Genomic DNA, 25,654 nt, shown 5'->3' on the forward strand with positions numbered 1-25,654 from the left:
TTGGCAGCCGAAGCTCCGGGTCGTCGGGCCCGGCACCTGGCTGCAGTTCGACGGAAGCAGGCGCATCGCCATCATCCGAACGGTGACCGCTGGATATCCACCCCGCCCCTCCTCCGCGCCAACACATGGTCCGCAGATGACGACGCGCGCGCCTTCCTCGGCTACTTCCCCGCCGACGAGCTCCGCCTCTGCGCCGAGGTCGTCTGGGCCCTCTACCAAGAAGCGACATCCGCCCCAGTGAAGGACGCCACCGTGAACACGAAACAGACCGGATCCACCCCGTGGCACCCGCTTCTCAACGCCGATGAGAACAGTCCAGGCACATGGACGATGCGCGACTCGGATGGCCACGCCTACGGCGGCATCCGCATCACGCGGCAAGGCACCGACGTCTTTTACCTCGCCCAGTACCGTGGGAATCCGATCGGACGATTCGACCGACTCCGAACCGCTGTCGAGACCGTGCACCTCGCCCATGTCCGCACGACGCAGCATCCCCGTGTGCCGCCTGACCCGTCCGCGACGCCGCGCCCGTGAATCGGCCGGCGCACCTGTTCCTCGAGCGGACCGATCGGCCCGCCGAACGAATAGGAGGTCGAGTCCCATGGCTCTTCACACGCAGCAGTCGCTCTCCGGCTTCATCGCCTCGGAGCCGCAGCAGTCCATCACCGAGAACGGCGACACCCGCTTCTACGTCCGGATCGGCCAGCCGCACTTCCGCCGCGAAGACGACGGCAGCTTCAGCGAGCTCCAGCCGAGCTTCCATGACCTGGTGACCTACCGTGCCACCGCGGAGCGCGCCCTCGCCCGGTTCGCCAAGGGCGACAGCTTCGTCGCCGAAGGCTATGTCCGCACCTTCGAGGTCGAGCGCGAGGGCGCGATCGTCGAGCGCGAGGAGTTCGTCGCGAAGAAGATCGGCCACGACCTCGCCCGCACCGACTACGACGTCGACCGCTCCCGACGGCCCGGCCCGACCATCGAGCACGCAGTACCCGACGCGCTCGCGGCCCGCCGGCCCGCGCTCGTGCGGGACGACCGCTCCGGCCTCGGGCTGTGAGCCGACGATGACGGATGCCCCCGGCCGCTGGCAGCTGGACGACGACGACCCCGGCGCAGATGGGTTCGACGACCTCGACGGTCCGCTGACCCCGGAGCCACCGCACCCCATCAACTGGAACCTTCTGACCGCCGAGGAAGCCGAGATCGAGTGGATGGAGCTCAACCGCTGGGTCAACTGGCTCCGCCGCACCTACGGCCTGCCGGCCTCGGTCATCCCACCCTTCTGGCACCGCCACCCCGAGCTCGTCTGGGAACTCTCAGCGCTCCACCTCCACTGGCTCAGCGCCTACGACCCCGACCAGCACGGCTCAGCGCCGTTCGGCTGGCACCGCGACTTCGCCGACGCTCGCCAACGACTGCACGACTGGGTAGCAACCTCGGGTACTCGCCTGGACCGCGACCGACCAACGCGACAAACCACGTGGCCTGGCGAGGACACCGCCGATGCCGTCAAGGACGTAGCCATCGCCGATCGTGACGCAGACTTTGCCAGGAGCGTGATCGAAGACGTGGAACGCCGACGCAGGTCTGAAACGGGATTTCACTCGCGTCGCACGTAGGGAGACTCGAGCACTGTGTTCCACATTGCCAGTTGACGTCACTCGCCGATCGGTCGAATGTGGCCGGGTCGACACCCGCGCATCCACAGTCATCTTCGATCCCGAGCGCTCCAGGTGCCTCACAATCTGACCTCGATTGCTCGTTCCAACCACCAGGTTGCGGCGCATCGCTGCGAGAATTGCCGGCGGCCGGAACGTCCCCGAATCTCCGCCATCTGACGGCAGCTCTGGCCCACCATCGGGACGCCTCAAGTCCCATGGGTCACGAGACAGTCACCTTTCGCAGACGAGACCCCTGCACGAGCAGATTCATCGGCGGGTCATCCGGACACCGAGACGATCGAAGCTGTGCAACCATCCGTTGAGGATGGCCGTCCGCCGATCCACCTTTCAACGGAAGGACCGATCCTGGAACCCAGCAGCGACCGCTCTGCGGGCGTGCACATCCAGCCCACACTCGTACGCTCAGCAAGAAACCGGGCTTCATTCACATATGTGGCTTTGCAGTTCACGAGAATCCCGCCGACACGGTCTATGCGAAGCGATGACCCGGCCCTCAACGCCACATAGCGTCTAGCAGAGGGAGGGAAGTAGGCTCGCGCTGGACGGGAAATAAGCATGAGGCGAGCCCTGGGCAATTCTTCCACCGCACAAGGGAGACCCTTGCGATGGTGAGCCCTGCCATGTCGTGGGCGTACTACTCGAGCGCGGTAGCTACGGTGGCGATCGCTTCGCTTGGAGGGCCTGTGGCCGGTATTGGCGCGCTTCTTACGCAGTTCGTCCAAGTGGCCGGGGACCATCTCACTCAGGAAGGAAGGCTGCTGCGACGGCGCATCGCGAAGAGCATTGAGGCCATCGCTGTCGACCAGCGCTGGACTGACGGCGAGACCGAAGTAGTCCTGACTCAGACGGCCGATGCGATTGCGAAGTTTGGAGCGACAAGCGCTGAAATCGCGGCGAGAGGCTTCAACGCCAAAGATGTGGCGCAATTGGTTGCGGGCCGACTGCAAGAATCGGATCCATCGCTCATTCGTGATCCTCTTTTTTCGCGACTCGTTCTGGCTGTCGATCAGACATATCGGGTACTCATCGAGCACCTACAAACTCAGGATGGGACGTTGATCGGTGGGCTGCAGTGGCTGCACCGTGAGCTCGAAGAGCTGGCGTCCGCACAACAGCAGCACAACACGACCATCGCAGAGCTCGTCACGGTCTTCTCGGCGGCAGCGACGGCCGAGGATGCGCGAGCGTACCTGCAGTCTCAGATCGAACGATGGGATGAGCCAATCTGGTCTCCTCGTTCGAGTCGGGCTTCAAGCCTTGAGCGGTCATTGACCGTCGCTACCGCTTCGAGCGACGACCCACTTCAGGGTAAGAACCTGAGCGCGGCAGCGGCGCTGGAGAACTCGAGGGTATTGGTGATCCTGGGCGGCCCGGGCTCAGGAAAGAGCTGGCTTGCTAGACGTTACGCGCGAGAAGCGGCCGAGCGCGCTTTGACGGCGCTCGAGAACGGTGTGGACGTGAGAAGCGTTGAGATGCCACTGCTGACGAATTGGGAGCGATGGCGCAAGACCAATGAGCCGAACCTGCGTGCAGGTCTGATCCGCGCCAGCCTCATCTCGGGAGTCAATGAATCAGGCGGCGCGAGCGAACGATTGCGTCGCACGCTCGCCGGCTCGGACAACGTATTGATGATTGTGGACTCCCTTGACGAAGCTGCAGAGTATCCGGCAACCGGTGGACAGTGGCCGCATCTTCGTGATCTCTCACAGTCCGAACAATGGCGCGTAATAATCACCAGCCGACACGGAGCATGGAACGCCAACGATCGAGGTGTCAGTGATTCGGTGCGGGTTGTAGAACTGCAACCTCTTCAGTACCCGGGCGATGTCCAGGCGTACGTTGACACTTGGTTTGACGCCGAACCCGCGCGGGCTGCTCAGCTCCGGAACGAAATCGACCAACGCAGCGAATTGCGCAGCACCGCGACCATTCCCTTAATCCTGACGTTCTACTGCATCTTGGGAGAAGAAGACGAGCCCCTCCCCGCGCGGCGACGTCATCTTTACAATCGGCTAGTCAACAAGCTCTTGAGCACACCCTGGGTTGAGGAGCAGCCAGCGCGTCCCGACACCGACTTCTGCCGCGAGGTGCTTAGTGAGTGGGCCTGGGCTGCGATTAAGGACGCTGAGGGTCCGAGCGGTCTCGGAAACTGGGCAGAGAGCTTCACCCAGCCAAGTCGGACTTCCGTCGGTTACGACTACCAAAGGGTGCTCGATCATGTCGCTCCTCGCATCCGAGACGACGGAGAAGGACAACCCACTCGACAGTTCTTACATCGCACCCTTCTAGAGCACTTCGTTGCCGAATACATAGGCAAGGTCAGTGCTGACGTTGCGTACGACGTCGTGCTCCCTCATCTCTGGTTCGACCCCGATTGGGAGACCGCAGCCCCCGCCGCGATCGCAGTACATCCCGATCGGAACAGACTGCTTCAAAGAATCCTCGCCACTGCGACGCCCAACGGTACTAGCCCGGCCAAGAGCGCGGCTGCTCGCGAGTTCGATCGACTTCTGGTGCGAGTCGCGGCCGAGTCTGAACAGTCTGACTGGGACGACGCCAGCCGGGACGTCATCGCAAACGCGCGCGAGAGACTCGCGACGGACGCCCCCGAGCTCATTGCTCAGACGATGCACTGGCCGAATGCTTCGGTCATCGCTGCAATCGCGAACGCCCTCCCAACAGCGAGTGGGTTTGCAGTGTGGGGCCTGGCGACGGCGCTCCCGGTACTGGTCGATACAGATGAGGAACGTCGGGCCGGCATCACCGCGATCGCGAACGCTCTGCCAACTCTTCGCCGGTCGGGTCCCTGGTACTCGGTCGCTCTCCCGCGCATTCTGGCGGCGCTCACAGAACTCGTCGAGACGGACGAGCAGCGCTTTGCAGCAATCGCCGCCATCGAAAACGGGCTGTCCACTGCAGGCCGGTCCGGCACGTCCAACCGATCCGACGCTTCCGGTCCAATGGCGGCGCTCATAACCCTCGTCGAATCGAATGAGCAGCGCCTGGCTGCCATCGCCGCGATTAGGGGCCTGCTACCCGCCGTCCGCCGTTTGCAGGTCTCGGAGTTGGCGTCGGCGCTCACATCCATCGCCGAATCGAGCGAGCAGCGGTTGGCTGCCATCGCCGCCATCCAATACTGGCTGCCAGACATTGGCTGGTGGGAGATCTCGTACCTGATGACGGCCCTCACAAACCTCGTCGAAACGGATGAGCAGCGTCGCGCCGCCGTCGAGCTGCTAGCAGACGCCCTGCCCACGGCCGACCCGACCGTCGTGTCGTGGCTAGTGCTCACGCTCGCGGAACTGAAGCCCAACAATGACCAGCGTCGCGCCGCCGTCGAAGCCATCACCAGAGCCGAGGCAAAGCTCGACCAATCCGCCGGGCAGCACCTCATCATGGCGCTAATAGCGCTGGCCGAAACGGATGAGCAACGACGCGCGTACGCCGAGGCAGTCGCGGGCTTGTTGCCCACCGTCGACCTGATCACAGTATCGAGCCTTGTTCCCGCGCTCATGACGCTTCGCCCCACGGATGACCAGCGTCGCGTCGCGGCGGACGCGATAGCGAGAGTGCTGTCTGAAGCCGATCCATCTGAGGTCGCGGACCTCGTGGCGCCGCTCCCTGCACTAGACCCCAGCCCTAGCCAGCGTCGGGCCGCCGTAGAAACAATCATCAGCTCCCTTTGTGATGTCGAGCCGTCCGGCGTTTCCGACCTCCTCGATGCGCTCACCGCGCTCGCGCAAACCGATGAGCAGCGCCTGGCCGCGGCCAATGCGATTACGAGCGCGTTGCGTTCAGCAGACTCGCGCGCCGTGTCGCGATTCACGTCGGCTATCACAGTATTCGCGAGTACTGACGACCAGCGCTTTAACGCCATCGCTGCTATCGCGAGTTCGCTCGACAAGACCAACCCGTTCAACAGATCGGGATCGTTGGCGGCAATTTCTCTGCTCGCAGAGAACAGTGCGCAGCGCTTGGCCGCCATCATCGCAATTGCGAACTGGCTAGCGCGGCCGGTTTCATCGGGTGTATCGGAGTGCCTCGCCACAATTTCAGCGCTCGCAGAGACCGACGTGGAACGCGTAGCTGCTATCAATGCGATTACGAACACGCTCGTCACTGCCGACCATGGCGCCGTATCCGGGCTCGCATTGGCGCTCACCCCACTACATCCGCGTGATCGGGAGCGTGAGGCCGCCGCCGCCGCGATCGCGAACGTGCTCCCGGCTGCAGACCTGTTCACGGCGCCGGACATGGCGGCCGGACTTTACGCACTCGCGAAGACGGAAGGCGAACGTCAGGCTGCTGCGGGCGCGATCACGGACGCCCTCCCGATCGTCGACCACTACGCGGTCGGAAGCCTGGCTGCGGCGCTCATGGCGCTCAACCCCAGTCCTCAGCAGCGGGCGGACGCCGCCGCGGCGATAACAAGCGCCGTCCTCACGGCTGACCAGCACGTCGTCGCCCGCTTGGGGGAGACCCTCGCCGCGTTACAGCCCACGGGGGCGCAGCGCTCGACCGCGATAGCCGCAATATCGGATGCGCTTCTCACAGCCGACCAGAACGACATGGCTGAGTTGGGAACCGTCCTCGCCAGACTCGCCGAAACAAGGGAGCAGCGGGCCGCCGTCGCCGCCGCGATCACGACCGCACTCCCGACCGTCGCCTCAAGCAACCTGCTGACCATGGTCGAGATACTGCGAGAGGTGTGTGAAGTCGAGCGCTGGCTTCAATGGCTGGCCTCGTAACGGGGCAGCCATCATCGTCGCAGTGGTGGTTCTGGTGCAGCAGCCCCCTGAATGGCTCGACGACTCCCTCACCGGCTGATGGAGCGACTCGTCGTCGCGGCAGTCCCCGCCGCTCTGCCACGCAACGGGCCGCCCGATGCGGCTTTGCGCCATTCAGTCGGCCGGGCCCCCGCCGCCCGATGGCCGATCGCTGACGCGCTTCGACGGCACCTGTGGCTAACCTCAGAGTCACGCAGGCATCACCGATCGATCCTCGCGACGCGACATCGGAGTGCAGCGATCCGATGTATCAGGTGTACTTCTGGTCGCAGCCGACCACCGTGCTCGTCGCATACACCAAGCTACGAGTGGAGAATCACCGACGCCGCCGATGTGGACGGGGTCATCATCTGGGCGGAAGCGGAGTGTGCGAATCGGACCAACGAGCGCTTCACTGAGCACAGGTCGACTGAATCAAGTCGCGAGCGGAGTGCTGGACCGATGCGCCGGGCCTGATCCGTCTCGCTGGCTCCAAACTCTACGGCGCGAACGACCGAGACGGTCATTCTCGAATCGGTCTGAGAGTCCCGAGCCGGGTGGTGTCACTGAGGGCCCTTGAAAGGCGGTGAGCCGATCCCTTCGACATCGCGCCAGCCGCAGTGCGGACAACGGATTACAGGTCGTTGACATCCCTGTTGGCACCGGACACTTACGAGCCACCACGATCCGCTCATCGTTGGGCCTCTCGCGCCCCCTGTTCGTCGCGATCTCGGCGGGAAGTCATTGCGACCACTGCGCCATCCCGCTGCAGCGCCTGCTGCAACGCACCAAGGACGATCGACGTGTCCGGTGCCAGCACCGCGCGCTTCGCGTAGTACTGCTCGGTCACGCGGGATCGCTTGTGCCCGGCGAACTGCGCGGCGCCTTCAATGCCCAGGGCATCCGCCACTGCAGTCACCGCGGACTTTCGGATCGCGTGCGGCACGAGTTCTCGCTCGAGGCCAGCCCATTCGCGAACTCTCCGTAGGGCTCGGTGGACATCCTGCGTGCCGTTGGGCGCTCCCGTTCGCGTGTGGAAGACGAACTCGTTCCCACCGCCGGCGAACCTGCGGCGCCGGAGCATCGGCACCAGCTCGACGGGAATCGTGACGACTCGCCAGCCGGCATCGGACTTCAGATAGTCCTCATACCGCTTCGCCTGCCCCTTCGAGTCGACTATCTTGCCGGCGATCGTGACCTGCGGCGGCGTCGCATCGAGGTCGACGAACTGCCACTTGAGCCCCACTGCTTCGCTGACCCGAGCGCCGGTCGCCAGGATCAGATCGACGACATCGCCCAACAGGTCCGACGGCCTCGGTCCCATCCGATCGTCGCGTTCCTGGAAATCGCGGATGATCGAGCGGAACTCGCTCAACTGCATCGCGTCCGGCGCGTAGATCGGCTTCGGCCGACGCTTCACGCTCTTCACCTCCCGCGCCGGATTCGCGAGCATGAGGTCGTTCATGACGGCGTACGAACAGATCTGGCTGATCAACGCCTTGCAGGTGTCGGCCTGACGCGGCGTGTCGGCGTGGATCTCCCTGTACACGCGCAGCACCGTGGTCGCCTTGATCTCGCGAAGCGTGAGCGCGCCCATCAGCGGCGAGAGCTTCTTCTCGATCAGCCTGAGGTTCTCGTGCCGCGTGGTGTCGCGTTGATCGCCGGTGAAGGCCATGTGCTCCATGTACTCGCGGGCGAGGTCGATGAACGGCGAGTCCGGCGTCAGCCCGCCGGGCGCCACACGCACGGCGTCGTACTCCTCGCGAACGAGCTCGAAGAGGGTCCTGCGTGCCTGCGCCTTGGAAGCGGCCCGCGTGCGAAGCCGACCGTGGGTCCCGTCGAGGCGCCGGAATCGGATGGTGCCGTGCACCCGCCCGTCCGGCAGCTCCTGGTACGAGATCTCGCCGTGCGATCCGGGCTCCAGTTTGCGTCGTGCCATGGTGTTCGTCCTCTGCTGGAGCAGAGCAGACGTCCCGTCAACGCCGTCACCGTCGGTCCGTCCGATCCTTCAGCCAGGCCGCGACGTTCTCGCGGCTGTACCTCAGGTGCTTGCCGAGCTTCGTGGCCTTCGGGCCCACGCCCTCGAGCCGCCAGTGGTAGATGGTCTCCCTGGACAGCTGGAGGTACTGCGCGAGCTCGTCGACGCTGAGGTAGTCGCCGAGGTTCTCGACGAACCGGTAGGCCGGGACGTTGGGTTGCGGTGATCTGCTCATACTCCCTAGGAGTGCGCGTCACGCCGTGATGCCGACCGTCAGTGGGATCCGGATGTGGATGCCTGTGGAAGCTGTCCGCCGAAACGAAAAGAGCCCCAAAAAGGCCGCACGGGCCTTCCACAGGCCCCCAGCAACGAGAAAACCCCTGAGAATCTTGCGATTCATCAGGGGCTCTTGGTGGATCTGAGGGGACTCGAACCCCTGACCCCCTGCATGCCATGCAGGTGCGCTACCAGCTGCGCCACAGACCCGTGCGCCCCGTTCGGGGCAACGAATTGAGCTTACACCAGCGTCCGCCCTCGCAAGAAATCGAGCGAGCCTCAGCCGGGCGACCCCGCCGCCGCGCCGCTGCGCCGGCTTCGACACGAGTGCGCCAGTTCAGGTGGCGCACCGGGGGCGGAAGTGGCGCACCGCGCGGGGCGGATGCCGCGTGCGTCAGCTTCCGGCGGCGAGCAAGGGCGCCACCGGCACCACCGGGCAGTCGCTCCAGAGGCGCTCGAGGCCGTAGTAGAGCCGCTCCTCGCGGTGGAAGACGTGCACGACGAGGTCCCCGAAGTCGAGGAGGATCCAGCGGCCGGCGGAGTGGCCCTCACGACGGAGCGTCTTCGCGCCGGCCTCGCGCATGACGTCCTCGATCTCGTCGGCGATCGCCACGACGTTGCGCTCGGAGTTGCCGGTGACGAGGAGGAACACGTCGGTGAACGGCAACGGCCCGGACACGTCGAGGGCGACGAGGTCCTCGCCGCCCTTCGCGTCTGCTGCCCGCACCGCGAGTGCGAGCGAGTCGAGTGCCTGGTCGGATGCGGTCATACGCTCACTTCCGGAGAGATGGGAGTCGAAGCCCGGATTCGGGCCCGATCAGAACAGCCCGGCGACAGCCCCGATGACGAGCGTCGCGACGACGCCGAGCGCGAGGACGCCGGCGGTGACGGCGAGCACGAGTGGAACGTTCATGCCCTCCTTCTTGGGCGGCGCCATCATCGAGCGCGCGGCGCTCTGGGTGCTGATCGCCCGGGTGGCCGAGACGGGGGCGCCCATGCCGGCGCCGTCCTCGACCTGGTCGAAGAGCCGGTCGACGTCGGACGAATCGATCTGGCTGGGGTGGGCACCCGTCGCGCCGAAGCTGCGCGGCAGGTCGATCGAGCCGGTGACGATCACCTCGCCGCTCTGGGCGAGTGCACCGCCCATCGGACCGTGATCGGGCAGGGTCGGCAGGATCAGCGCGTTGGTGGTGGTCGGCACGCCGTGGCTCATGCCACCCCGTGAGAGGAGCTGGTCGAACGGCTCGGCCCGCTCGACGGGCGCGTTCAGCTGGTCGGTCCAGTGGCCGACCGGCTTGGGCGTGGCGAGCGGCTCGTCGGCGACCGCCGCCTCGGCGACCTGGTGCGGCGCGGGCGCCCGCGTGGGAACCGGCTGCGGGGGGAACGGCGCCGACTGCTGCGGCACGGCAGGTGCCGGTGCCGGTGCCTGGGCAGAGGGTTCGTCGTCGAAGTCGAACTCGTCGAAGCCCTCGCCGGAATGGGCGTCGAGCATCGCTCGAAGCTCGCGCCTGGTGAGCGTGCGCTCGGGCGTCGTCGCCTCGGGGAGCGGCGCCGGCGCCCGCTGCGGAGCGGGGGCGACCGGCTCAGGACGGGGCGCGAACGGGTTCGGGGGCGCGGGCGCCGCGATCGCGCCGCCGAACGGGGCCGTCTGATCGCGAGCACCGCCGGGCTGCGGAGCGTTGTACGCGGGCGCGGGCTGCGGAGCGTTGTACGCGGGCGCCGGCGCGGGCATGGGCGCGGGCGCGGACTGCGGAACCGGCGCGGGCGGATACGCCTGCTGTGCAGGTGACGGAGCGGGGGCCGGGGGCGCTGCAGCGGCATCCGGGGTCGACGACTCGGCCTGCTGGGCCAGCAGGCGTTCGCGCTCGCGCATCTCGCGGCGCGTCAGCGGCGGTTCCTGCGACGACGTCATTCGACACTCCGATAGAGGTGGTGCTTGGAGATGTACTGGACGACCCCATCGGGCACCAAGTACCACACCGGGAAACCCCGGCGCACCCTGTCCCGGCAGTCGGTCGACGAGATCGCAAGTGCCGGAACCTCCAACAAGCTTACGTCTTGCTCGGGTAATCCCGAAACAGACAGCACATGTCCCGGGCGACTCACAGCAACGAAGTGGGCCAGTTCCCAGAGCTCCGCGACGTCCTTCCACGAGAGGATCTGCGCGATGGCGTCGGCTCCCGTGATGAAGTACAGGTCGGCGTCGGGCCGCTCGCGCCGGATGTCTCGCAGCGTGTCGATCGTGAACGTCGGCTTCTTGCGATCGATGTCGACGCGGCTCACGGTGAACCGCGGATTCGACGCCGTCGCGATGACGGTCATGAGGTAGCGATGCTCGGCCGACGTGACATCCGACTTGTAGGTCGTCGCACCGGTCGGCACGAAGACGACCTCGTCGAGTTCGTGCGACTGTGCGACCTCACTCGCGGCGACGAGGTGCCCGTGATGGATGGGGTCGAACGTGCCGCCCATCACGCCGATGCGAGGTCGGTGCCGAACGCGCTTCGTCACGCGAGGATCCGCTCAGTGGCCGCCGTGCTCGCCCCCGCCATGACGGGCCGCGTAGGCCTCCGCCTTCGAACGGTGGCGGTTGGCGACGTCCCGATAGGACGCGGTGACGAAGGCCAGCGCGGCGAAGGCGACGAGGGCGATCAGGCCGAAGATCCAAGCATCGAAGGGAAGCTCCCTCGCATGCACCGTCTCGGTCAGTACCGTGCCGGTCAGCACCGCGGTCGTGAGGCTCATTCGCCGTTCCTTTCGAATACTTCGGGTCGTGCTCGTGTCATTCTAGCGAGGTCAGGCGCGCACGTGCCCGGCGCCGCGCACGAGCCACTTGGTGCTCGTGAGCTCGGGCAGGCCCATGGGACCTCTCGCGTGCAGCTTCTGGGTGGAGATGCCCACCTCGGCGCCGAAGCCGAACTCCGCGCCGTCGGTGAACCTCGTCGATGCGTTGACCATGACCGCTGCCGCGTCGACCTCGTTCAGGAACCGCTCCGCGTTGGCGAGGTCGTTCGTGATGATCGATTCGGTGTGCTTCGTCGAGAACCGGCGGATGTGCTCGAGCGCGTCATCCATCGAGTCGACGATGCCGACCGAGAGGTCGAGGCTCATGTGCTCGGTCGCCCAGTCCTCCTCGGTGACGGGCACGGTCTCGGGGCGGAGCGCCCGCACGCGCTCGTCGGCGTGCACGGTGACTCCGGAGGCCTCGAGCCGGTCGAGCACGGACGGAAGCAGCCGCTCGGCGGCCTCCCGGTGCACCAGCAGCGTCTCGAGGGCGTTGCAGACGCTGGGGCGCTGGACCTTCGCGTTGTGCACGAGTTCGACGGCCCAGTCCTCGCGCGCGCTCGCGTCGAGGTACATGTGCACGACGCCCGCGCCGGTCTCGATGACCGGGACCTTCGCCTCCTCGACCACGGCACGGATGAGGTTCGCGCTGCCGCGCGGGATGAGCACGTCGACGTAGTCGCGGGCCTGCATGAGGTGACGCGCACCGGCGCGCCCGAAGTCGTCGACCGTCTGCACGGCGTCGGCGGGCAGGCCCACGGCGTCGAGTGCGTCGCGCAGCACGCCGACGAGCACGCGGTTCGACTGCTCGGCCGCCGTGCCGCCACGCAGCACGACGGCGTTGCCGCTCTTCAGTGCGAGCACGGCGATGTCGACGGTGACGTTGGGCCGGGCCTCGTAGATCGCGCCGACCACGCCGAGCGGGACGCGCACCTGGTCGATGCGCACGCCGTTCGGCAGCGACCGGCCGCTGACGGTCTCGCCGACGGGGTCGGTCAGCGCGATGACCTCGAGCACCGCGTCGGCGAGGGCGCCCACGCGCCGTTCGTCGAGCGTGAGCCGGTCGAGCAGGCCGGTCGCCAGGCCCGCTTCACGGCCGGCCTCGAGGTCGAGCCGGTTCGCTGCGATGATCTCGTCGGCGCGCTCGCGGAGCAGGCCGGCGATGCGCTCGAGCGCGGCATCCTTCTCGGCCGTGGTCGCCTGAGCGAGGCGGTAGGACGCATGCTTCGCGGCGGCGAGACGAGCGTCGATCACCGTGGTGTCGAAGTCGGGATGCTCCATGCCTCAAGCCTATGCGAGCACGGAGTCGGCGGTCGCCGGATGACGTCGCGGGCCGGCATCGAACCAGGTGCCGACCTCCTCGCCCGCAAGCGCTTCCGAGACGAGCGTCGTGGCGGTGATGAGCACGGCGGCGCCCGCCTCGGCGGCGATGCGCGCAGCGGAGACCTTGGTCTCCGCTCCCCCGGTGCCCACGCCGGCACGGCCGATCGAACCGATCTCGACGCCCGCGAGCGCGTCGCCGAAGGGCACGTGCGCGATGCGCTCCGCGCCCTCGAGGTGCGGGGGCTTCGTGTAGAGCGCGTCGACATCGGAGAGGAGCACGAGCAGGTCGGCGCCGATGAGCTCGGCGACGAGCGCGGCGAGGCGATCGTTGTCGCCGAAGCGGATCTCGTGCGTCGCGACGGTGTCGTTCTCGTTCACGATCGGCAGGATGCGCAGGGCGAGCAGCCGGTCCATGGCGCGCTGCGCGTTCGAGCGCGGCGTCGCGTGCTCGAGGTCCCCGGCGGTGAGCAGCACCTGGCCGGCGACGATGCCGTAGCGATCGAGCGAGTCCTGGTAGCGGAAGACGAGGAGGTTCTGGCCGACGGATGCCGCGGCCTGCTGCGTCGCGAGATCGGTCGGTCGTTCCTCGAGCCGGAGGTAGGGCATGCCCGTGGCGATGGCGCCCGAGGAGACGAGCACGACCTCGGTACCGCGCTCGTGGGCGCCGGCGAGGGCATCGACGAGCGGGCCGATCTGTCCGGCGTTCTCGCCGCTGATCGACGACGAGCCGACCTTGACGACGATGCGCTTCGCCGTCGGGATGCCGGCGCGAGTGCGCGGGGTCACCGTTCGCCCTCCTCGCCTTCGTCGCCCGACCAGATGCCCGCCTCGCGCTCGCGCTCGAGCTCGGCGCGTGCCTCGGCCTTGGCGTCCATGCGTTCGTGGTACTCGCTCCGGCGCTCGGCGCGCGTCGCGCGGCGCCCCTCGTCGAGCCGCACATCGGAGCCGCGCGGCGAGGTGATGAGCTCCGCGGTCGAGGTGAGCGTGGGCTCCCAGTCGAACACGACCCCCGATCCGGGGCCGATCACGACGGTCGAGCCCGCGACCGCTCCGGCGCGAACGAGTTCGTCCTCGACGCCGAGTCGGGCGAGCCGGTCGGCGAGGTAGCCGACGGCCTCGTCGTTCGTGAAGTCGGTCTGGGCGACCCAGCGCTCGGGCTTCGCGCCGAGCACGCGGTAGATCGTGCCGTAGCTGCCGCCCTCGGCCCGCACGACGAAGTCGACCTCGTCGACGGCCCTGGGTCGCATCACGATGCGCGGCGCGGCTGGGGCGGATGCCGCCTCGGCGCGCGCCTGGTCGACGAGCTCGCCGAGCGCGAATCCGAGCTGCCGGAGGCCCTCGTGGCTCACGGTCGAGATCTCGAACACGCGGTAGCCGCGGGACTCGAACTCAGGGCGCACGAGTTCGGCGAGGTCGCGAGCCTCGGGCACGTCGACCTTGTTGAGCGCGACGAGCTGCGGGCGCTCGAGCAGCGGCCGCTGGCCCTCGGGGACGTCGTACGCGGCGAGCTCGGCGAGGATGACGTCGAGGTCGCTCACGGGGTCGCGACCGGACTCGAGCGTGGCGCAGTCGATGACGTGCAGCAGCGCCGAGCAGCGCTCGACGTGGCGCAGGAACTCGAGCCCGAGGCCCTTGCCCTCGCTCGCGCCCTCGATGAGGCCGGGAACGTCCGCCACGGTGAAGCGATGGTCGCCCGCCTGCACGACGCCGAGGTTCGGATGCAGCGTGGTGAACGGATAGTCGGCGATCTTCGGCCTGGCCGCCGAGAGGGCGGCGATGAGGCTCGACTTGCCGGCCGACGGGAAGCCGACGAGGGCGACATCCGCGATGGTCTTCAGCTCGAGGGTGACCTCGCCCTCGTAGCCGGGCGTGCCGAGCAGCGCGAAGCCGGGCGCCTTGCGCTTCGTCGAGGCGAGGGCGGCGTTGCCGAGGCCGCCCTGCCCGCCGGGCGCGACGATGAACCGCATGCCGGGCTCGGCGAGGTCGGCGAGTTCGGTGCCGTCGGGATCCTTCACGACGGTGCCGACGGGCACGGGCAGCTCCACGGTCTCGCCCGCCGCACCCGACCGGTTGTCGCCCATGCCGGGCTGGCCGTTCGGCGACGAGCGGTGCGGACGGCCGTGGTACGCGAGGAGCGTGGTGACCTGCGGATCGGCGACGAGCACGATGTCGCCACCGTGGCCGCCGTTGCCGCCGTCGGGCCCGCCGAGCGGCTTGAACTTCTCACGGCGCACGGAGACGCAGCCGTTCCCGCCGTGACCGGCGCGCACGAACAGCGTCACCTGGTCGACGAAGCTGACCATGCTGCATCCCTCCTCGAGCTGAAATGCGTGAGGGCGAGCCGAAGCCCGCCCTCACGAAACCGTTCGATCGACTATTCGCCGGCCGCCACGATGTTGACGACCTTGCGGCCGCCCTTGGTGCCGAACTGCACGGCGCCCGCCTCGAGGGCGAACAGGGTGTCGTCGCCACCGCGACCGACGCCCGCACCCGGGTGGAAGTGGGTGCCGCGCTGGCGGACGAGGATCTCGCCCGCGCTGACGACCTGGCCGCCGAAGCGCTTCACGCCGAGGCGCTGGGCGTTCGAGTCACGACCGTTGCGAGTGGAGCTCGCTCCCTTTTTGTGTGCCATGTCTGTCTCTCCTTGCGAGCCGCGGGCTACTTGATGCCGGTGATCTTGACGCGCGTGAGCTCCTGACGGTGGCCCTGGCGCTTCTTGTAGCCGGTCTTGTTCTTGAACTTCTGGATCACGATCTTGGGGCCGCGGAGGTCGTTCAGGACCTCGGCCGTCACCGTGATCTTCGCGAGCGACTTGGCGTCGGAGGTGATCTTGTCGCCGTCGACGAAGAGGACCGGCGTGAGCTGGACGTTGCCGTCCTTGTCAGCCTTGATGCGGTCCATCGTCACGATGGTGCCGACTTCGACCTTCTCCTGCCGACCGCCGGCGCGCACTACTGCGTAAACCACTACTCGTACCTATCTCTGGGGAGCCGGGGCTCCGTTCGTGTGATGGGGATGTCACTGCGCGCGAGACCCCAGCGGGAAGGAGGGTCGTCTGCCAGAAAACTGTGCGGGCTCACCGGGATAAGCGGTGGCACCAACGGTCGAGTTTACACGGATGCCCCGTGGCCGGTCAAACGCGACACCCGCGGGCATCTCAGGGCCCGCGGACCCGGCGCGCGTAGGATCGGCCGCATGACCGTGCTCATCGACACGCCCCTCTGGCCGAAGCACGGCACCGTGTGGGCGCACCTCGTGAGCGACCGCTCGATCGAGGAGCTGCAGGCGTTCGCCGAGCGGACCGGGCTCCCCCGCCGCGGGTTCGACCTCGACCACTACGACGTGCCCGTCGAGCGCTACGCCGAGCTGGTGGCCGCCGGCGCCGAGCCCGTGTCGCCACGGGAGCTCGTGCGCCGGCTCGCCGCCAGCGGGCTCCGGGTCACGCCGCGCGAGCGGCGCGCCCGCTCAGCGTCCTGAGGTCGATTCCTCGGGCGTCGCCGACGAGCCGTCGGCACGCGTGATGACGGGCGGACCGCCTGCGGGGCTGAGCGCCGCCGTCGACACGCGTCGACTGCGGGCACGCCCCTCACCCGCCTTCTTCGGGGCGGGAAGCGCATCCAGCACCGAGTCGAGGAGCACCTCGGCGTCTTCGACCCGTACCGGGCGCTTGCGCTCGACGGGCACCACCGGCGGAAGCTCCACGAGCGGCACGGCCGGCGCCTCGGGCTCGGCGGGTGCGGCGGCCGTGGCCGGCTCGGCGGTGGCGGCGGACGCGACCGGTGCGCTCGCGACATCCGACTCGGTCGCGGCGCCCTGCTCCTGCGTGACCCGGCGGTGACGTCCGCGACGGCGTCCGGAACCTGAGGGCTGCGATGACGGCGATTCGACGAGACCCGCGCCGGCGGCCTCGGACTCGGAGGTCGAAGCCACGACGGGCTCGGCCTCACGCGCGGCAGCCGGCTGCTCGACGTGCTTGTGGTTGTCGGCGTGCGGGATCGTCGAAGCGGCGATCTGCGCGAGGGCGTGCTTGACGTCCTCGGTGATCGCGTGCGTCCCGGTGTGCGCCTTCGGCTCCGTGGCAGCCGCCTGCTGCTGGTTGCCGCGACCCCGACCCCGACCGCTGCGCTCGGGCTGCTGCGGCGCCCGGTGCTTCATGATCGGCTCGTGGTGCACGATGATGCCTCTGCCTGCGCAGACCTCGCACGGTTCGCTGAACGACTCGAGGAGGCCGAGGCCGAGCTTCTTGCGCGTCATCTGCACAAGTCCGAGCGACGTCACCTCGGCGACCTGGTGCTTGGTGCGGTCGCGCGAGAGGCACTCGACGAGCCGGCGCAGCACGAGGTCGCGGTTCGACTCGAGCACCATGTCGATGAAGTCGACCACGATGATGCCGCCGATGTCGCGGAGCCGGAGTTGCCGCACGATCTCCTCGGCAGCCTCGAGGTTGTTCTTCGTGACCGTCTCCTCGAGGTTGCCGCCCGAGCCCACGAACTTGCCGGTGTTCACGTCGACGACCGTCATGGCCTCGGTGCGGTCGATCACGAGCGAGCCGCCCGAGGGCAGCCACACCTTGCGGTCGAGGGCCTTCTCGATCTGCTCGGTGATACGGAACTCGTCGAACGCGTCGCGTTCGCCCGCATAGGCCTCGACCCGCTCGAGCAGGTCGGGCGCGACGGCGCGGAGGTAGCGCTCGATGGTCTCGCGTGCGTCGTCGCCCGCGATGATCATCTTCTGGAAGTCCTCGTTGAAGACGTCGCGGACGATCTTGATGAGCAGGTCGGGCTCGGAGTGCAGGAGCGCCGGCGCCTGCACCTTCTCGAGCTGCGTCGAGATGTCGGCCCACTGCGCGATGAGGCGGTTCACGTCGAGCGTGAGCTGCTCCTCGGTGGCGCCCTCGGCGGCGGTGCGCACGATGACGCCGACGTTGTCGGGCAGCACCTCCTTCAGGATCTTCTTCAGGCGCGCCCGCTCGGTGTCGGGGAGCTTGCGGCTGATGCCGTTCATCGAGCCGTTCGGCACGTACACGAGGTAGCGGCCGGGCAGCGAGACCTGGCTCGTGAGTCGTGCACCCTTGTGGCCGACGGGATCCTTGGTGACCTGCACGAGCACCCGGTCGCCGGGCTTCAGCGCGAGCTCGATGCGGCGGGGCTGGTTCTTCTCGCCGTTCTCGGCGGCGGCATCCCAGTCGACCTCGCCCGAGTAGAGCACGGCGTTGCGGCCGCGGCCGATGTCGACGAACGCGGCCTCCATGCTCGGCAGCACGTTCTGCACGCGGCCGAGGTACACGTTGCCGATGAGCGACGCGTCCTGGTTGCGGGCCACGTAGTGCTCGACGAGCACGCCGTCTTCGAGCACGCCGATCTGGATGCGGCCGTCCTTCGCGCGCACGATCATCTGGCGGTCGACCGACTCGCGGCGCGCGAGGAACTCGGCCTCGGTGATCACGGCACGGCGGCGGCCGGCGTCGCGGCCGTCGCGGCGGCGCTGCTTCTTCGCCTCGAGGCGCGTGGAGCCCTTGACCTTCTGCGGCTCGGTGATGAGCTCGGGCTCACGGGGCTTGCGCACCTTGACGACGGTGTTCGCCGGCTCGTCGCCCGCGGCCCGGGCCTCCTCGCCGCTGCGGCGACGCGAACGCCGGCGCACGCTCGAGCCCTCCTCGTCGTCGCCGGCCCGCTCGGGCTGCTCCGCAGGAACGAACACGGGGGGCGCGTGGAAGATCAGGGAGGTCGTCGTGAGCTCGGCCGGGATCGGCGAGACCGGCTTCTCGGGGGCCGGCTCCACCGGGACCTCGGATGCCTCGGGCTGCGCCTCGTCGGACGACTCGCGCGCCGGGGCATCCGTCGACCCCTTCGCGGCCGCGGGCTCGGTCGCGACGTCCGCCGCGGCGGCGACCTCCTCGGCCTCCTCGGCCTCGGGCGGCGCTGCTTCGACGTCGGCCTCGGGCGAGGCCGGCTCGACCCGGGGCTCGGGCGCGTCCGCAGGGGGCTTCACGGCCGCCTCGGCCGCGGGGACGTCGGTCTCGCCGGTCGGCTCGGTGCGCGCCGTCGTCACTCGACCCCGGCCCGCGCGACGTGCGCTGAACAGGCCGACCCGTCGCCTCGGTGTGCCGTCGCCGGTTGCGGAATCGTTCGTGGTGTTGTCGTTGCCTTCCACCATCTCTGGTGCACTCCTACGACGGATCGGGATGGCCGCGCCATCCGTCTCCGTTCTCGTCTCGAGCGGTTCACGCCGTGCGTGGAACCGCCAATCCTTCACTCCTGCGACCGGCAGGTTGCCTGTGTCGCCACGTCTCGCGGTGCATACGACCGCACAGTCGGATGCGGTGCATCCTCAAAGCCTTCATTGGCGTCGTGCCGGGCGCGGCCCGGACGACTGCTTCGATTATCGCACGGTCTCACAGGGAGGTGTGGAATCGGCATGCCAGAATACGACCATGCCGGACTCCCCCAGTCGGTCCCGTCGCACGGGATTCGCGGTCTTCCTCATCGTCGCAGGGGCGCTCGGCCTCCTCGCCGCGTTCGAGCTCTCGCTCGAGAAGGTGCTCGTGCTGGCCGATCCAGGGCACGTCCCGAGCTGCAACGTCGGCATCCTCGTGAGCTGCAGCACCAACCTCGGCTCGTGGCAGGGTGCGCTCTTCGGGTTCCCGAACCCGTTCATCGGGCTGATGGCCTGGCCGGTCGTCATCACCATCGCCGTGGCGATGCTGGCCGGCGCCCGATTCGACCGCTGGTTCTGGCTCGGCTTCAACGTCGGCGTGCTCGGCGCCATCGTGTTCGTGGGCTGGCTCATCGCGCAGAGCATCTACGTGCTCGGCGTGCTGTGCCCGTGGTGCATGCTCACCTGGGCCGTGACGATCCCGACCTTCCTCGCCGTCACGCTGCACAACCTGCGCGAGGGACATATTCCCGTCTCGGAACGCACGCGGCAGCTCGCCGCCGAGTGGTTCAAGTGGATCCCGCTGATGACGGTGGTGGTCTACCTCGTGGTGATCATCCTCGCGCAGCTGCAGCTCAACGCCGTTCCGCTGGCGATCATCGAGATCGGCAACCTCTTCCGCTGACGACGCGCCGGCCGGGCGAACCGGCCGGCGCGGCATCGGCTCGGGCGAACCGGCCGGCGCGGCATCGGCTCAGGCGAACCAGAGGTCGAGCTCGCGCTCTGCCGACTCGACCGAGTCGGAGCCGTGCACGAGGTTCTGCTGCACCTTGAGGCCCCAGTCGCGGCCGAAGTCGCCGCGGATGGTGCCCGGCGCGGCCGTCGTGGGGTCGGTGGTCCCGGCGAGCACGCGGAAGCCCTCGATCACGCGATTGCCGGCGACCCTCATGGCGACCGTCGGTCCCGACTGCATGAACTCGATGAGCGGCTCGTAGAACGGCTTGCCCTCGTGCTCGGCGTAGTGGTTCGCGAGGAGCTCGCGATCGGCCTGGACCATGCGGAGGTCGATGAGGGTGTAGCCCTTGGCCTCGATGCGACGGAGGATCTCACCGGTGAGGTTGCGCGCGACCCCGTCGGGCTTCACGAGCACGAGGGTCTCCTCGATGGCAGTGGTCATTCCTGTTCCTTCCCCGGATCGGCGATCGCCGTCCTGTTCCGATCGATGCGGGCTCCCGCGACCATGCCGTACCACCACATGCCGCCGAAGATCGCACCCACGATGAACATCGCCGGATTGAGCAATCCGGCGGCGAAGATGAGCGCCTGTAGCACCCATCCGACGATGAAGCCCCACGAGAAGCGCAGCAGCCCGATGGTGGCGATGAGGCCGACGATGAGCACGCCGCCTGCCGCGAGGGCGACCCACGGAGGCAGGTCGAACGAGCTGTTCTCGGTGGGTGCGAGGCCCCAGATGACGAGCGCCGCGAGGAACACCACGATGACCTCGAACGCGAGCAGCATGGTGCCGAGCGTCTGCTTGGCCGACCGAGCGGGGGGCGTCGGCCCCGACGCGGGTTGCGGCGCCGGCTGGGGATTCGGGTCGCTCACGCGCGCCCCCATCCGCGGTCGGCGGCGATGGCCATGGCCTCGCCGACGAGCACGATCGAGCCGGTGACGACCACCGCGCGCTTCGGTGCCTCGGCGGCCCAGTCGCGGGCCTCGTCGAGCGCGTCGTCGAGCCGGTCGACGGCGTGCACGCGGTCGGCGCCCACCCTGGCGGCGACGAGCCCTGCGAGCTCGTCGACGTCGCGCGCGCGATCGGTGTCGGGCTTCGTCACGATGAACGACGCGTTCGTTCCGGCGAGCACGTCGACGATGCCGGTCGCATCCTTGTCGCCGAGCACGCCGAGCACGACGATGACCTCGTCGAAGTCGAAGTACTCGTCGAGCGCGGCCACGAGCGCGGCGGCGCCGTGCGGGTTGTGCGCCGCGTCGACGATGACGACGGGTTCGGTGGCGATGGTCTGCAGTCTCCCGGGCGACGTCACCGCCGCGAGGCCGCCCTCGACGATCTCGTCGGCCAGCCGAACCGCCCCGCCGCCGATGAACGCCTCGACGGCCGCGATCGCGACCGCAGCGTTCTCGGCCTGGAAGCGACCGAAGAGCGGCAGCGGCACGTCGCGGTACTCGCCCGCAAGTCCACGCACCGACACGAGCTGGCCGCCGACGGCCACTCGCGACTCCAGCACGTCGAATGCGTCGCCCTCGACGGCGATGCTCGACTCGGTGAGCTCGGCGGCCTCCTCGAGCACCGCGAGCGCCGCGTCGGGCTGCCGTGCGGTGATGACGGCGGACATCGGCTTGATGATGCCCGACTTGGTGCGGGCGATCTCGGTGATGGTGTTGCCGAGGCGCGACTGGTGGTCGAGGTCGATCGGCGTGAACACGGCGACCTGCCCGTCGGCGACGTTGGTCGAGTCCCATTCGCCGCCCATGCCGACCTCGAGCACCACCACGTCGACGGGCGCATCGGCGAAGCAGACGAACGCGAGCACCGTGAGCACCTCGAAGAACGTGAGCGGCTCCTCGCCTGCGCCCTCGAGCTCGGCGTCGACGATCACGATGAACGGGAGGATCTCCTCCCAGTTGCGTGCCACCGCCTCGTCGGAGATCGGCTCGCCGTCGATGCGGATGCGCTCGGTGAAGCGCTCGAGGTGCGGGCTCGTGAGGAGGCCGGTGCGGAGCCCGGACGCCCGCAGCATCGCCTCGATCATGCGGCTCGTCGACGTCTTCCCGTTGGTCCCCGTGATGTGGATGACGGGTGCCGCGCGGTGCGGGTCGCCGAGCAGTTCGACCGTGCGCCGGGTCGGCGCGAGTCGCGGCCGGGGCGACCCCTCGCCGACACGCGAGATGAGCGCCTCGTACACGGCGTCGGCCGCGTCGCGGAACGCGGCGTCGTCGCCGCCGTGCGGCGCGTCGGTGGCGTCGTCGTTCACAGCTTCTCCAGGTCCACGAGCAGTGACGAGCCGTCGCCGACCGGGCGCGCCGCGGCGGCGCCCGAGACGTCGACGCTCGTCTCGATGTCGAGTTCTTCCGCGAGCGTCTCGCGTGAGATGAGGGTGTGGTGAGCGGATGCCGCGGCCGCCCCCTCGGCGTCGAGGGTGAGCGCCAGGCGGATGCGGTCGCCGACCTCCAGCCCGGCGGCCTTGCGGGCGTCCTGCACGGCGCGCACCACGTCGCGCGCGAGGCCCTCGGCCTCGAGCTCGGGCGTGGTGGCGGTGTCGAGGATCACGAAGCCGCCGTCGCGGAGCAGCGCGAGCGCGCTCGACCCGTCGCCCGAGCCCCCGGCCTCGAGCACGAGCTCGTACTCCCCGGGCTCGAGCGCGATGCCGCCCGCGACGACGGTGTCGCCGTCGAGGCTCCAGTCGCCGGAGCGCGCGGCCTGGATGGCCTGCTGCACGCCCTTGCCGAGTCGGGGACCGGCGGCGCGAGCGTTGACGCTGAGCCGCTTGGTGACGCCGTAGGCTTCGGCACTCGACGCGTCGAGCTCGACGAGGTCGACCGACTTCACGTTGAGCTCGTCGCGGAGGATCCCCTCGAACTGGCGCAGGGTCGCGGCATCCGTCGTCACGACCGTCAGGTTCGCGAGCGGCAGGCGCACCCGTCGCCCCGCCTGCTTGCGCAGCGCGAGGGCGGCGCCGCTGATCTCGCGCACCGCGTCCATGGCGGCGACGAGCGCGTCGTCGGCGGGGAACTCGGCCGCGTCGGGCCAGTCGGCGAGGTGCACGCTGCGACCGCCGGTGAGCCCACGCCAGACCTGCTCGGTGACGAGCGGCAGGAGCGGTGCGGCGAGGCGGGTGAGCGTCTCGAGCACGGTGTAGAGCGTGTCGAAGGCCTCGGTGCCCCGGCCGTCGTCGCCGACGCCCTGCCAGAACCGGTCGCGCGAGCGGCGCACGTACCAGTTCGTGAGGATGTCGCCGAAGTCGCGCAGCTTCTGCGCCGCGAGCGGCGAGTCGAACTCGTCGAGATCGGCCGTGACCGCGGTCACGAGGTCGCGGAGCTTCGCGAGCAGGTACCGGTCGAGCACGTCGGTCGAGTCCGTGCGGCGGGATGCCTCGTAGCCGCCCTCGCGCGCGGTGTTGGCGTACAGCGAGAAGAAGTACCAGGTGCTCCAGAGCGGCAGCATGAGCTGGCGCACACCCTCGCGGATGCCCTCCTCGGTGACGATGAGGTTCCCGCCGCGCAGCACGGAGCTCGACATCAGGAACCAGCGCATCGCGTCGGAGCCGTCGCGATCGAACACCTCCGAGACATCCGGATAGTTGCGCAGCGACTTCGACATCTTCTGCCCGTCGCTGCCGAGCACGATGCCGTGGCTGACGACGTTCTCGAACGCCGGCCGGTCGAACAGCGCCGTCGAGAGCACGTGCAGCGTGTAGAACCAGCCGCGCGTCTGCCCGATGTACTCGACGATGAAGTCGGCGGGGTTGTGCGAGTCGAACCAGTCCCGGTTCTCGAACGGGTAGTGCACCTGCGCGAACGGCATCGATCCCGAGTCGAACCACACGTCGAGCACGTCGGGGATGCGCCGCATGGTGCTGCGACCCGTGGGATCGTCGGGGTTCGGCCGGGTGAGCTCGTCGATGTACGGGCGGTGAAGGTCGGGCTCGCCATGCGAGTTGCGCGGGAGGCGCCCGAAGTCGCGCTCGAGCTCCTCGAGCGAGCCGTACACGTCGATGCGCGGGTGCGCGGGGTCGTCGCTCTTCCACACCGGGATCGGCGAGCCCCAGTACCGGTTGCGGCTGATCGACCAGTCGCGCGCGCCGGCGACCCACTTGCCGAACTGCCCGTCCTTCACGTTGTCGGGCACCCAGTTGATCTGCTGGTTGAGCTCGCCCATGCGGTCGCGGAACTCGGGCACGCGGATGAACCAGCTCGACACCGCCCGGTAGATGAGCGGGTTCCGGCAACGCCAGCAGTGCGGGTACGAGTGCACGTAGCTCGCCTCGCGCAGCAGTCGGCCCTCGGCCTTCAGCACGTTGATGAGCGGACGATTCGCGTCGCTCCAGAGCAGGCCCGCGACATCCGTCACCTCGGGCAGGAACCGACCGCCCTCGTCGAGCGAGATGACGACCGGGATGCCGGCGGCCTCGCCGACCTTCTGGTCCTCCTCGCCGTAGGCCGGGGCCTGGTGCACGATGCCGGTGCCGTCGTCGGTCGTGACGTAGTCGGCCACGAGGATGCGCCACGCGTTCTCGAGGCCGTACCGCTCGACGTCGGCGTAGTAGTCGAAGAGCCGGTCGTAGGCGACGCCCTCGAGTTCGGCGCCGCGCAGCGTGCGGGAGATCGCGGCACGTGCGTCGTCGGCCGAGTCGTAGCCGAGCTCCTTCGCGTAGCCGCCCACGAGATCACGAGCGAGCAGGTACTCGCCGCCGAGCACCTCGGTGTCGGTGCTCCCTGAGCCGGTCGAAGGGGCACCTCCGGCCTTCTCGCGGAGCACCGTCGCGTCGGGGGTGCCGTTCGGGCCGGCCGGTACGACCGCGTACTCGATGTCGGGACCCACCGCGAGCGCGAAGTTCGTCGGCAGGGTCCAGGGCGTCGTCGTCCACGCGAGCGCGCGCACCGCGGTGAGTCCGAGCGATTCGGCCTTCGCGCCGACGAGCGGGAACGTGACCGTGACGGTCTGGTCCTGCACGTTCTTGTAGACGTCGTCGTCCATGCGCAGCTCGTGGTTCGAGAGCGGCGTCTGGTCGCGCCAGCAGTAGGGCAGCACCCGGTAGCCCTCGTAGGCGAGGCCCTTGTCGTGCAGGGTCTTGAACGCCCAGATCACCGATTCCATGAAGGTGACGTCGAGCGTCTTGTAGTCGTCGGCGAAGTCGACCCAGCGCGCCTGCCGGGTGACGTACTCCTCCCACTCCTTCGTGTACCGGAGCACGGCGTCGCGGGCGGCCTGGTTGAAGGCCGCGATGCCCATCTCCTCGATCTGGCTCTTGTCGGTGATGCCGAGCTGCCGCTCGGCCTCGAGCTCGGCGGGCAGGCCGTGCGTGTCCCAGCCGAAGCGCCGGTGCACCTGCCGGCCGCGCATCGTCTGGTAGCGGGGGAAGAGATCCTTCGCGTAGCCCGTGAGCAGGTGGCCGTAGTGCGGCAGCCCGTTCGCGAACGGCGGGCCGTCGTAGAACACCCACTCGGGTGCGCCCTCGCGCTGGTCGATGGATGCCTGGAACGTGCCGTCCTGCTTCCAGAAGGCGAGCACGTCGCGTTCGATGGCCGGGAAGTCGGGTGAGGGTGCGACGCCGTGGTCGTCGGGGGTGCGCGGGTACACGCTCGCTCCTTGCGGGACGGATGCCTCTGCGAGGACGCCGGCCGCTCGTCGAGCTCCGCCGCGGTACCACCTCGCTTGCGGATCGGGCCCTTCGACGGGCTCAGGGACCGATTCGCCGCTCTTGCTCGGGCTGTGACGGGCCTGCCCC

22 protein-coding genes and 1 tRNA gene are annotated in these 25,654 nt (G+C 68.6%); 6 read left to right on the forward strand and 17 right to left on the reverse strand.

Going from position 1 to position 25,654, the window contains the following annotated elements:
- From ACVFI9_RS10870 to ACVFI9_RS10885, 4 genes are all read left to right on the forward strand, one after another.
- Positions 1 to 537, forward strand: coding sequence for a hypothetical protein (locus tag ACVFI9_RS10870; RefSeq protein WP_474762247.1), 537 nt, complete (start codon positions 1 to 3; stop codon positions 535 to 537).
- 67 nt (positions 538 to 604) lie between these two features.
- A complete protein-coding gene (locus ACVFI9_RS10875) occupies positions 605 to 1,057 on the forward strand; it encodes a single-stranded DNA-binding protein (protein WP_474762248.1) in 453 nt (150 codons plus the stop codon).
- A 7-nt stretch (positions 1,058 to 1,064) separates the two neighbouring features.
- On the forward strand, positions 1,065 to 1,619 hold the full coding sequence (locus ACVFI9_RS10880) for a hypothetical protein (RefSeq protein WP_474762249.1): 555 nt from the start codon (positions 1,065 to 1,067) through the stop codon (positions 1,617 to 1,619).
- Positions 1,620 to 2,290: 671 nt separating this feature from the next.
- Complete coding sequence (locus ACVFI9_RS10885; RefSeq protein ID WP_474762250.1) at positions 2,291 to 6,430, forward strand: NACHT domain-containing protein; 4,140 nt, start codon at positions 2,291 to 2,293, stop codon at positions 6,428 to 6,430.
- Between the two features lie 709 nt (positions 6,431 to 7,139).
- On the opposite strand, the gene ACVFI9_RS10890 is transcribed toward ACVFI9_RS10885, so the two are convergent.
- The 12 genes from ACVFI9_RS10890 to rplU all read right to left on the reverse strand — a co-directional run bounded on the left by ACVFI9_RS10890 (position 7,140) and on the right by rplU (position 15,776).
- The gene (locus ACVFI9_RS10890) at positions 7,140 to 8,195 is read right to left on the reverse strand and encodes a tyrosine-type recombinase/integrase (RefSeq protein ID WP_474762251.1); all 1,056 of its coding nucleotides are present in this window, start codon (positions 8,193 to 8,195) and stop codon (positions 7,140 to 7,142) included.
- Between the two features lie 238 nt (positions 8,196 to 8,433).
- Positions 8,434 to 8,661, reverse strand: coding sequence for a helix-turn-helix transcriptional regulator (locus ACVFI9_RS10895; protein WP_310517934.1), 228 nt, complete (start codon positions 8,659 to 8,661; stop codon positions 8,434 to 8,436).
- A 175-nt stretch (positions 8,662 to 8,836) separates the two neighbouring features.
- A tRNA-Ala gene (locus tag ACVFI9_RS10900) sits at positions 8,837 to 8,912 on the reverse strand.
- 184 nt (positions 8,913 to 9,096) lie between these two features.
- Entirely contained in the window at positions 9,097 to 9,471 is a 375-nt protein-coding gene (rsfS, locus tag ACVFI9_RS10905) for a ribosome silencing factor (protein ID WP_474762252.1), read from the reverse strand.
- Positions 9,472 to 9,519: 48 nt separating this feature from the next.
- Entirely contained in the window at positions 9,520 to 10,614 is a 1,095-nt protein-coding gene (locus tag ACVFI9_RS10910; protein WP_474762253.1) for a hypothetical protein, read from the reverse strand.
- Positions 10,611 to 11,174, reverse strand: coding sequence for a nicotinate-nucleotide adenylyltransferase (gene nadD / locus ACVFI9_RS10915; RefSeq protein WP_474766239.1), 564 nt, complete (start codon positions 11,172 to 11,174; stop codon positions 10,611 to 10,613). Before nadD ends, ACVFI9_RS10910 begins: the two co-directional genes overlap by 4 nt.
- 51 nt (positions 11,175 to 11,225) lie before the next feature.
- Complete coding sequence (locus ACVFI9_RS10920) at positions 11,226 to 11,447, reverse strand: hypothetical protein (RefSeq protein WP_474762254.1); 222 nt, start codon at positions 11,445 to 11,447, stop codon at positions 11,226 to 11,228.
- A gap of 51 nt (positions 11,448 to 11,498) precedes the next feature.
- The gene (locus ACVFI9_RS10925; RefSeq protein WP_474762255.1) at positions 11,499 to 12,767 is read right to left on the reverse strand and encodes a glutamate-5-semialdehyde dehydrogenase; all 1,269 of its coding nucleotides are present in this window, start codon (positions 12,765 to 12,767) and stop codon (positions 11,499 to 11,501) included.
- A gap of 9 nt (positions 12,768 to 12,776) precedes the next feature.
- Positions 12,777 to 13,595: a glutamate 5-kinase gene (gene proB, locus ACVFI9_RS10930; RefSeq protein WP_474762256.1), complete on the reverse strand. Its 819-nt coding sequence runs from the start codon at positions 13,593 to 13,595 to the stop codon at positions 12,777 to 12,779.
- Entirely contained in the window at positions 13,592 to 15,112 is a 1,521-nt protein-coding gene (obgE, locus tag ACVFI9_RS10935; protein WP_474762257.1) for a GTPase ObgE, read from the reverse strand. The genes proB and obgE overlap by 4 nt, the downstream gene beginning before the upstream one ends.
- 71 nt (positions 15,113 to 15,183) lie before the next feature.
- Positions 15,184 to 15,441: a 50S ribosomal protein L27 gene (gene rpmA / locus ACVFI9_RS10940; RefSeq protein WP_148734951.1), complete on the reverse strand. Its 258-nt coding sequence runs from the start codon at positions 15,439 to 15,441 to the stop codon at positions 15,184 to 15,186.
- A 26-nt stretch (positions 15,442 to 15,467) separates the two neighbouring features.
- The gene (gene rplU, locus ACVFI9_RS10945; protein WP_148734950.1) at positions 15,468 to 15,776 is read right to left on the reverse strand and encodes a 50S ribosomal protein L21; all 309 of its coding nucleotides are present in this window, start codon (positions 15,774 to 15,776) and stop codon (positions 15,468 to 15,470) included.
- A 228-nt stretch (positions 15,777 to 16,004) separates the two neighbouring features.
- Between rplU and ACVFI9_RS10950 the strand changes: the two genes are divergently transcribed.
- Complete coding sequence (locus ACVFI9_RS10950) at positions 16,005 to 16,286, forward strand: DUF4031 domain-containing protein (protein WP_474762258.1); 282 nt, start codon at positions 16,005 to 16,007, stop codon at positions 16,284 to 16,286.
- On the opposite strand, the gene ACVFI9_RS10955 is transcribed toward ACVFI9_RS10950, so the two are convergent.
- Positions 16,275 to 18,965, reverse strand: a complete 2,691-nt coding sequence (locus ACVFI9_RS10955; RefSeq protein ID WP_474762259.1) for an Rne/Rng family ribonuclease — start codon at positions 18,963 to 18,965, stop codon at positions 16,275 to 16,277. The two genes, ACVFI9_RS10950 and ACVFI9_RS10955, sit on opposite strands and share 12 nt — an antisense overlap.
- Positions 18,966 to 19,242: 277 nt before the next feature.
- On the opposite strand from ACVFI9_RS10955, the gene ACVFI9_RS10960 reads away from it, so the two are divergent.
- Entirely contained in the window at positions 19,243 to 19,869 is a 627-nt protein-coding gene (locus ACVFI9_RS10960) for a vitamin K epoxide reductase family protein (RefSeq protein ID WP_474762260.1), read from the forward strand.
- A 69-nt stretch (positions 19,870 to 19,938) separates the two neighbouring features.
- Here ACVFI9_RS10960 and ndk read toward each other — a convergent pair whose 3' ends face one another.
- The 4 genes from ndk to ileS are packed head-to-tail and all read right to left on the reverse strand — an operon-like array spanning position 19,939 to position 25,506.
- Positions 19,939 to 20,361, reverse strand: coding sequence for a nucleoside-diphosphate kinase (gene ndk / locus ACVFI9_RS10965; protein WP_474762261.1), 423 nt, complete (start codon positions 20,359 to 20,361; stop codon positions 19,939 to 19,941).
- A complete protein-coding gene (locus ACVFI9_RS10970; protein ID WP_474762262.1) occupies positions 20,358 to 20,792 on the reverse strand; it encodes a DUF4233 domain-containing protein in 435 nt (144 codons plus the stop codon). Before ACVFI9_RS10970 ends, ndk begins: the two co-directional genes overlap by 4 nt.
- On the reverse strand, positions 20,789 to 22,180 hold the full coding sequence (locus ACVFI9_RS10975) for a bifunctional folylpolyglutamate synthase/dihydrofolate synthase (RefSeq protein WP_474762263.1): 1,392 nt from the start codon (positions 22,178 to 22,180) through the stop codon (positions 20,789 to 20,791). The genes ACVFI9_RS10970 and ACVFI9_RS10975 overlap by 4 nt, the downstream gene beginning before the upstream one ends.
- Entirely contained in the window at positions 22,177 to 25,506 is a 3,330-nt protein-coding gene (gene ileS / locus ACVFI9_RS10980) for an isoleucine--tRNA ligase (protein WP_474762264.1), read from the reverse strand. Before ileS ends, ACVFI9_RS10975 begins: the two co-directional genes overlap by 4 nt.
- Between the last annotated feature and the right edge of the window lie 148 nt (positions 25,507 to 25,654).

The organism is Agromyces sp. NSFZ (assembly GCF_056156205.1).

Bases quoted from the DNA above. Each gene is read 5' to 3' on its own strand.
- ACVFI9_RS10925 (WP_474762255.1), bottom strand. From the start codon at position 12,767: ATGGAGCATCCCGACTTCGACACCACGGTGATCGACGCTCGTCTCGCC.
- rpmA (WP_148734951.1), bottom strand. From the start codon at position 15,441: ATGGCACACAAAAAGGGAGCGAGCTCCACTCGCAACGGTCGTGACTCG.
- ACVFI9_RS10950 (WP_474762258.1), top strand. From the start codon at position 16,005: ATGACCGTGCTCATCGACACGCCCCTCTGGCCGAAGCACGGCACCGTG.
- ACVFI9_RS10910 (WP_474762253.1), bottom strand. From the start codon at position 10,614: ATGACGTCGTCGCAGGAACCGCCGCTGACGCGCCGCGAGATGCGCGAG.
- ndk (WP_474762261.1), bottom strand. From the start codon at position 20,361: ATGACCACTGCCATCGAGGAGACCCTCGTGCTCGTGAAGCCCGACGGG.
- ACVFI9_RS10955 (WP_474762259.1), bottom strand. From the start codon at position 18,965: ATGGTGGAAGGCAACGACAACACCACGAACGATTCCGCAACCGGCGAC.
- ACVFI9_RS10960 (WP_474762260.1), top strand. From the start codon at position 19,243: ATGCCGGACTCCCCCAGTCGGTCCCGTCGCACGGGATTCGCGGTCTTC.
- nadD (WP_474766239.1), bottom strand. From the start codon at position 11,174: ATGGGCGGCACGTTCGACCCCATCCATCACGGGCACCTCGTCGCCGCG.
- ACVFI9_RS10875 (WP_474762248.1), top strand. From the start codon at position 605: ATGGCTCTTCACACGCAGCAGTCGCTCTCCGGCTTCATCGCCTCGGAG.
- rsfS (WP_474762252.1), bottom strand. From the start codon at position 9,471: ATGACCGCATCCGACCAGGCACTCGACTCGCTCGCACTCGCGGTGCGG.
- obgE (WP_474762257.1), bottom strand. From the start codon at position 15,112: ATGGTCAGCTTCGTCGACCAGGTGACGCTGTTCGTGCGCGCCGGTCAC.
- ACVFI9_RS10920 (WP_474762254.1), bottom strand. From the start codon at position 11,447: ATGAGCCTCACGACCGCGGTGCTGACCGGCACGGTACTGACCGAGACG.
- ACVFI9_RS10880 (WP_474762249.1), top strand. From the start codon at position 1,065: ATGACGGATGCCCCCGGCCGCTGGCAGCTGGACGACGACGACCCCGGC.
- ACVFI9_RS10895 (WP_310517934.1), bottom strand. From the start codon at position 8,661: ATGAGCAGATCACCGCAACCCAACGTCCCGGCCTACCGGTTCGTCGAG.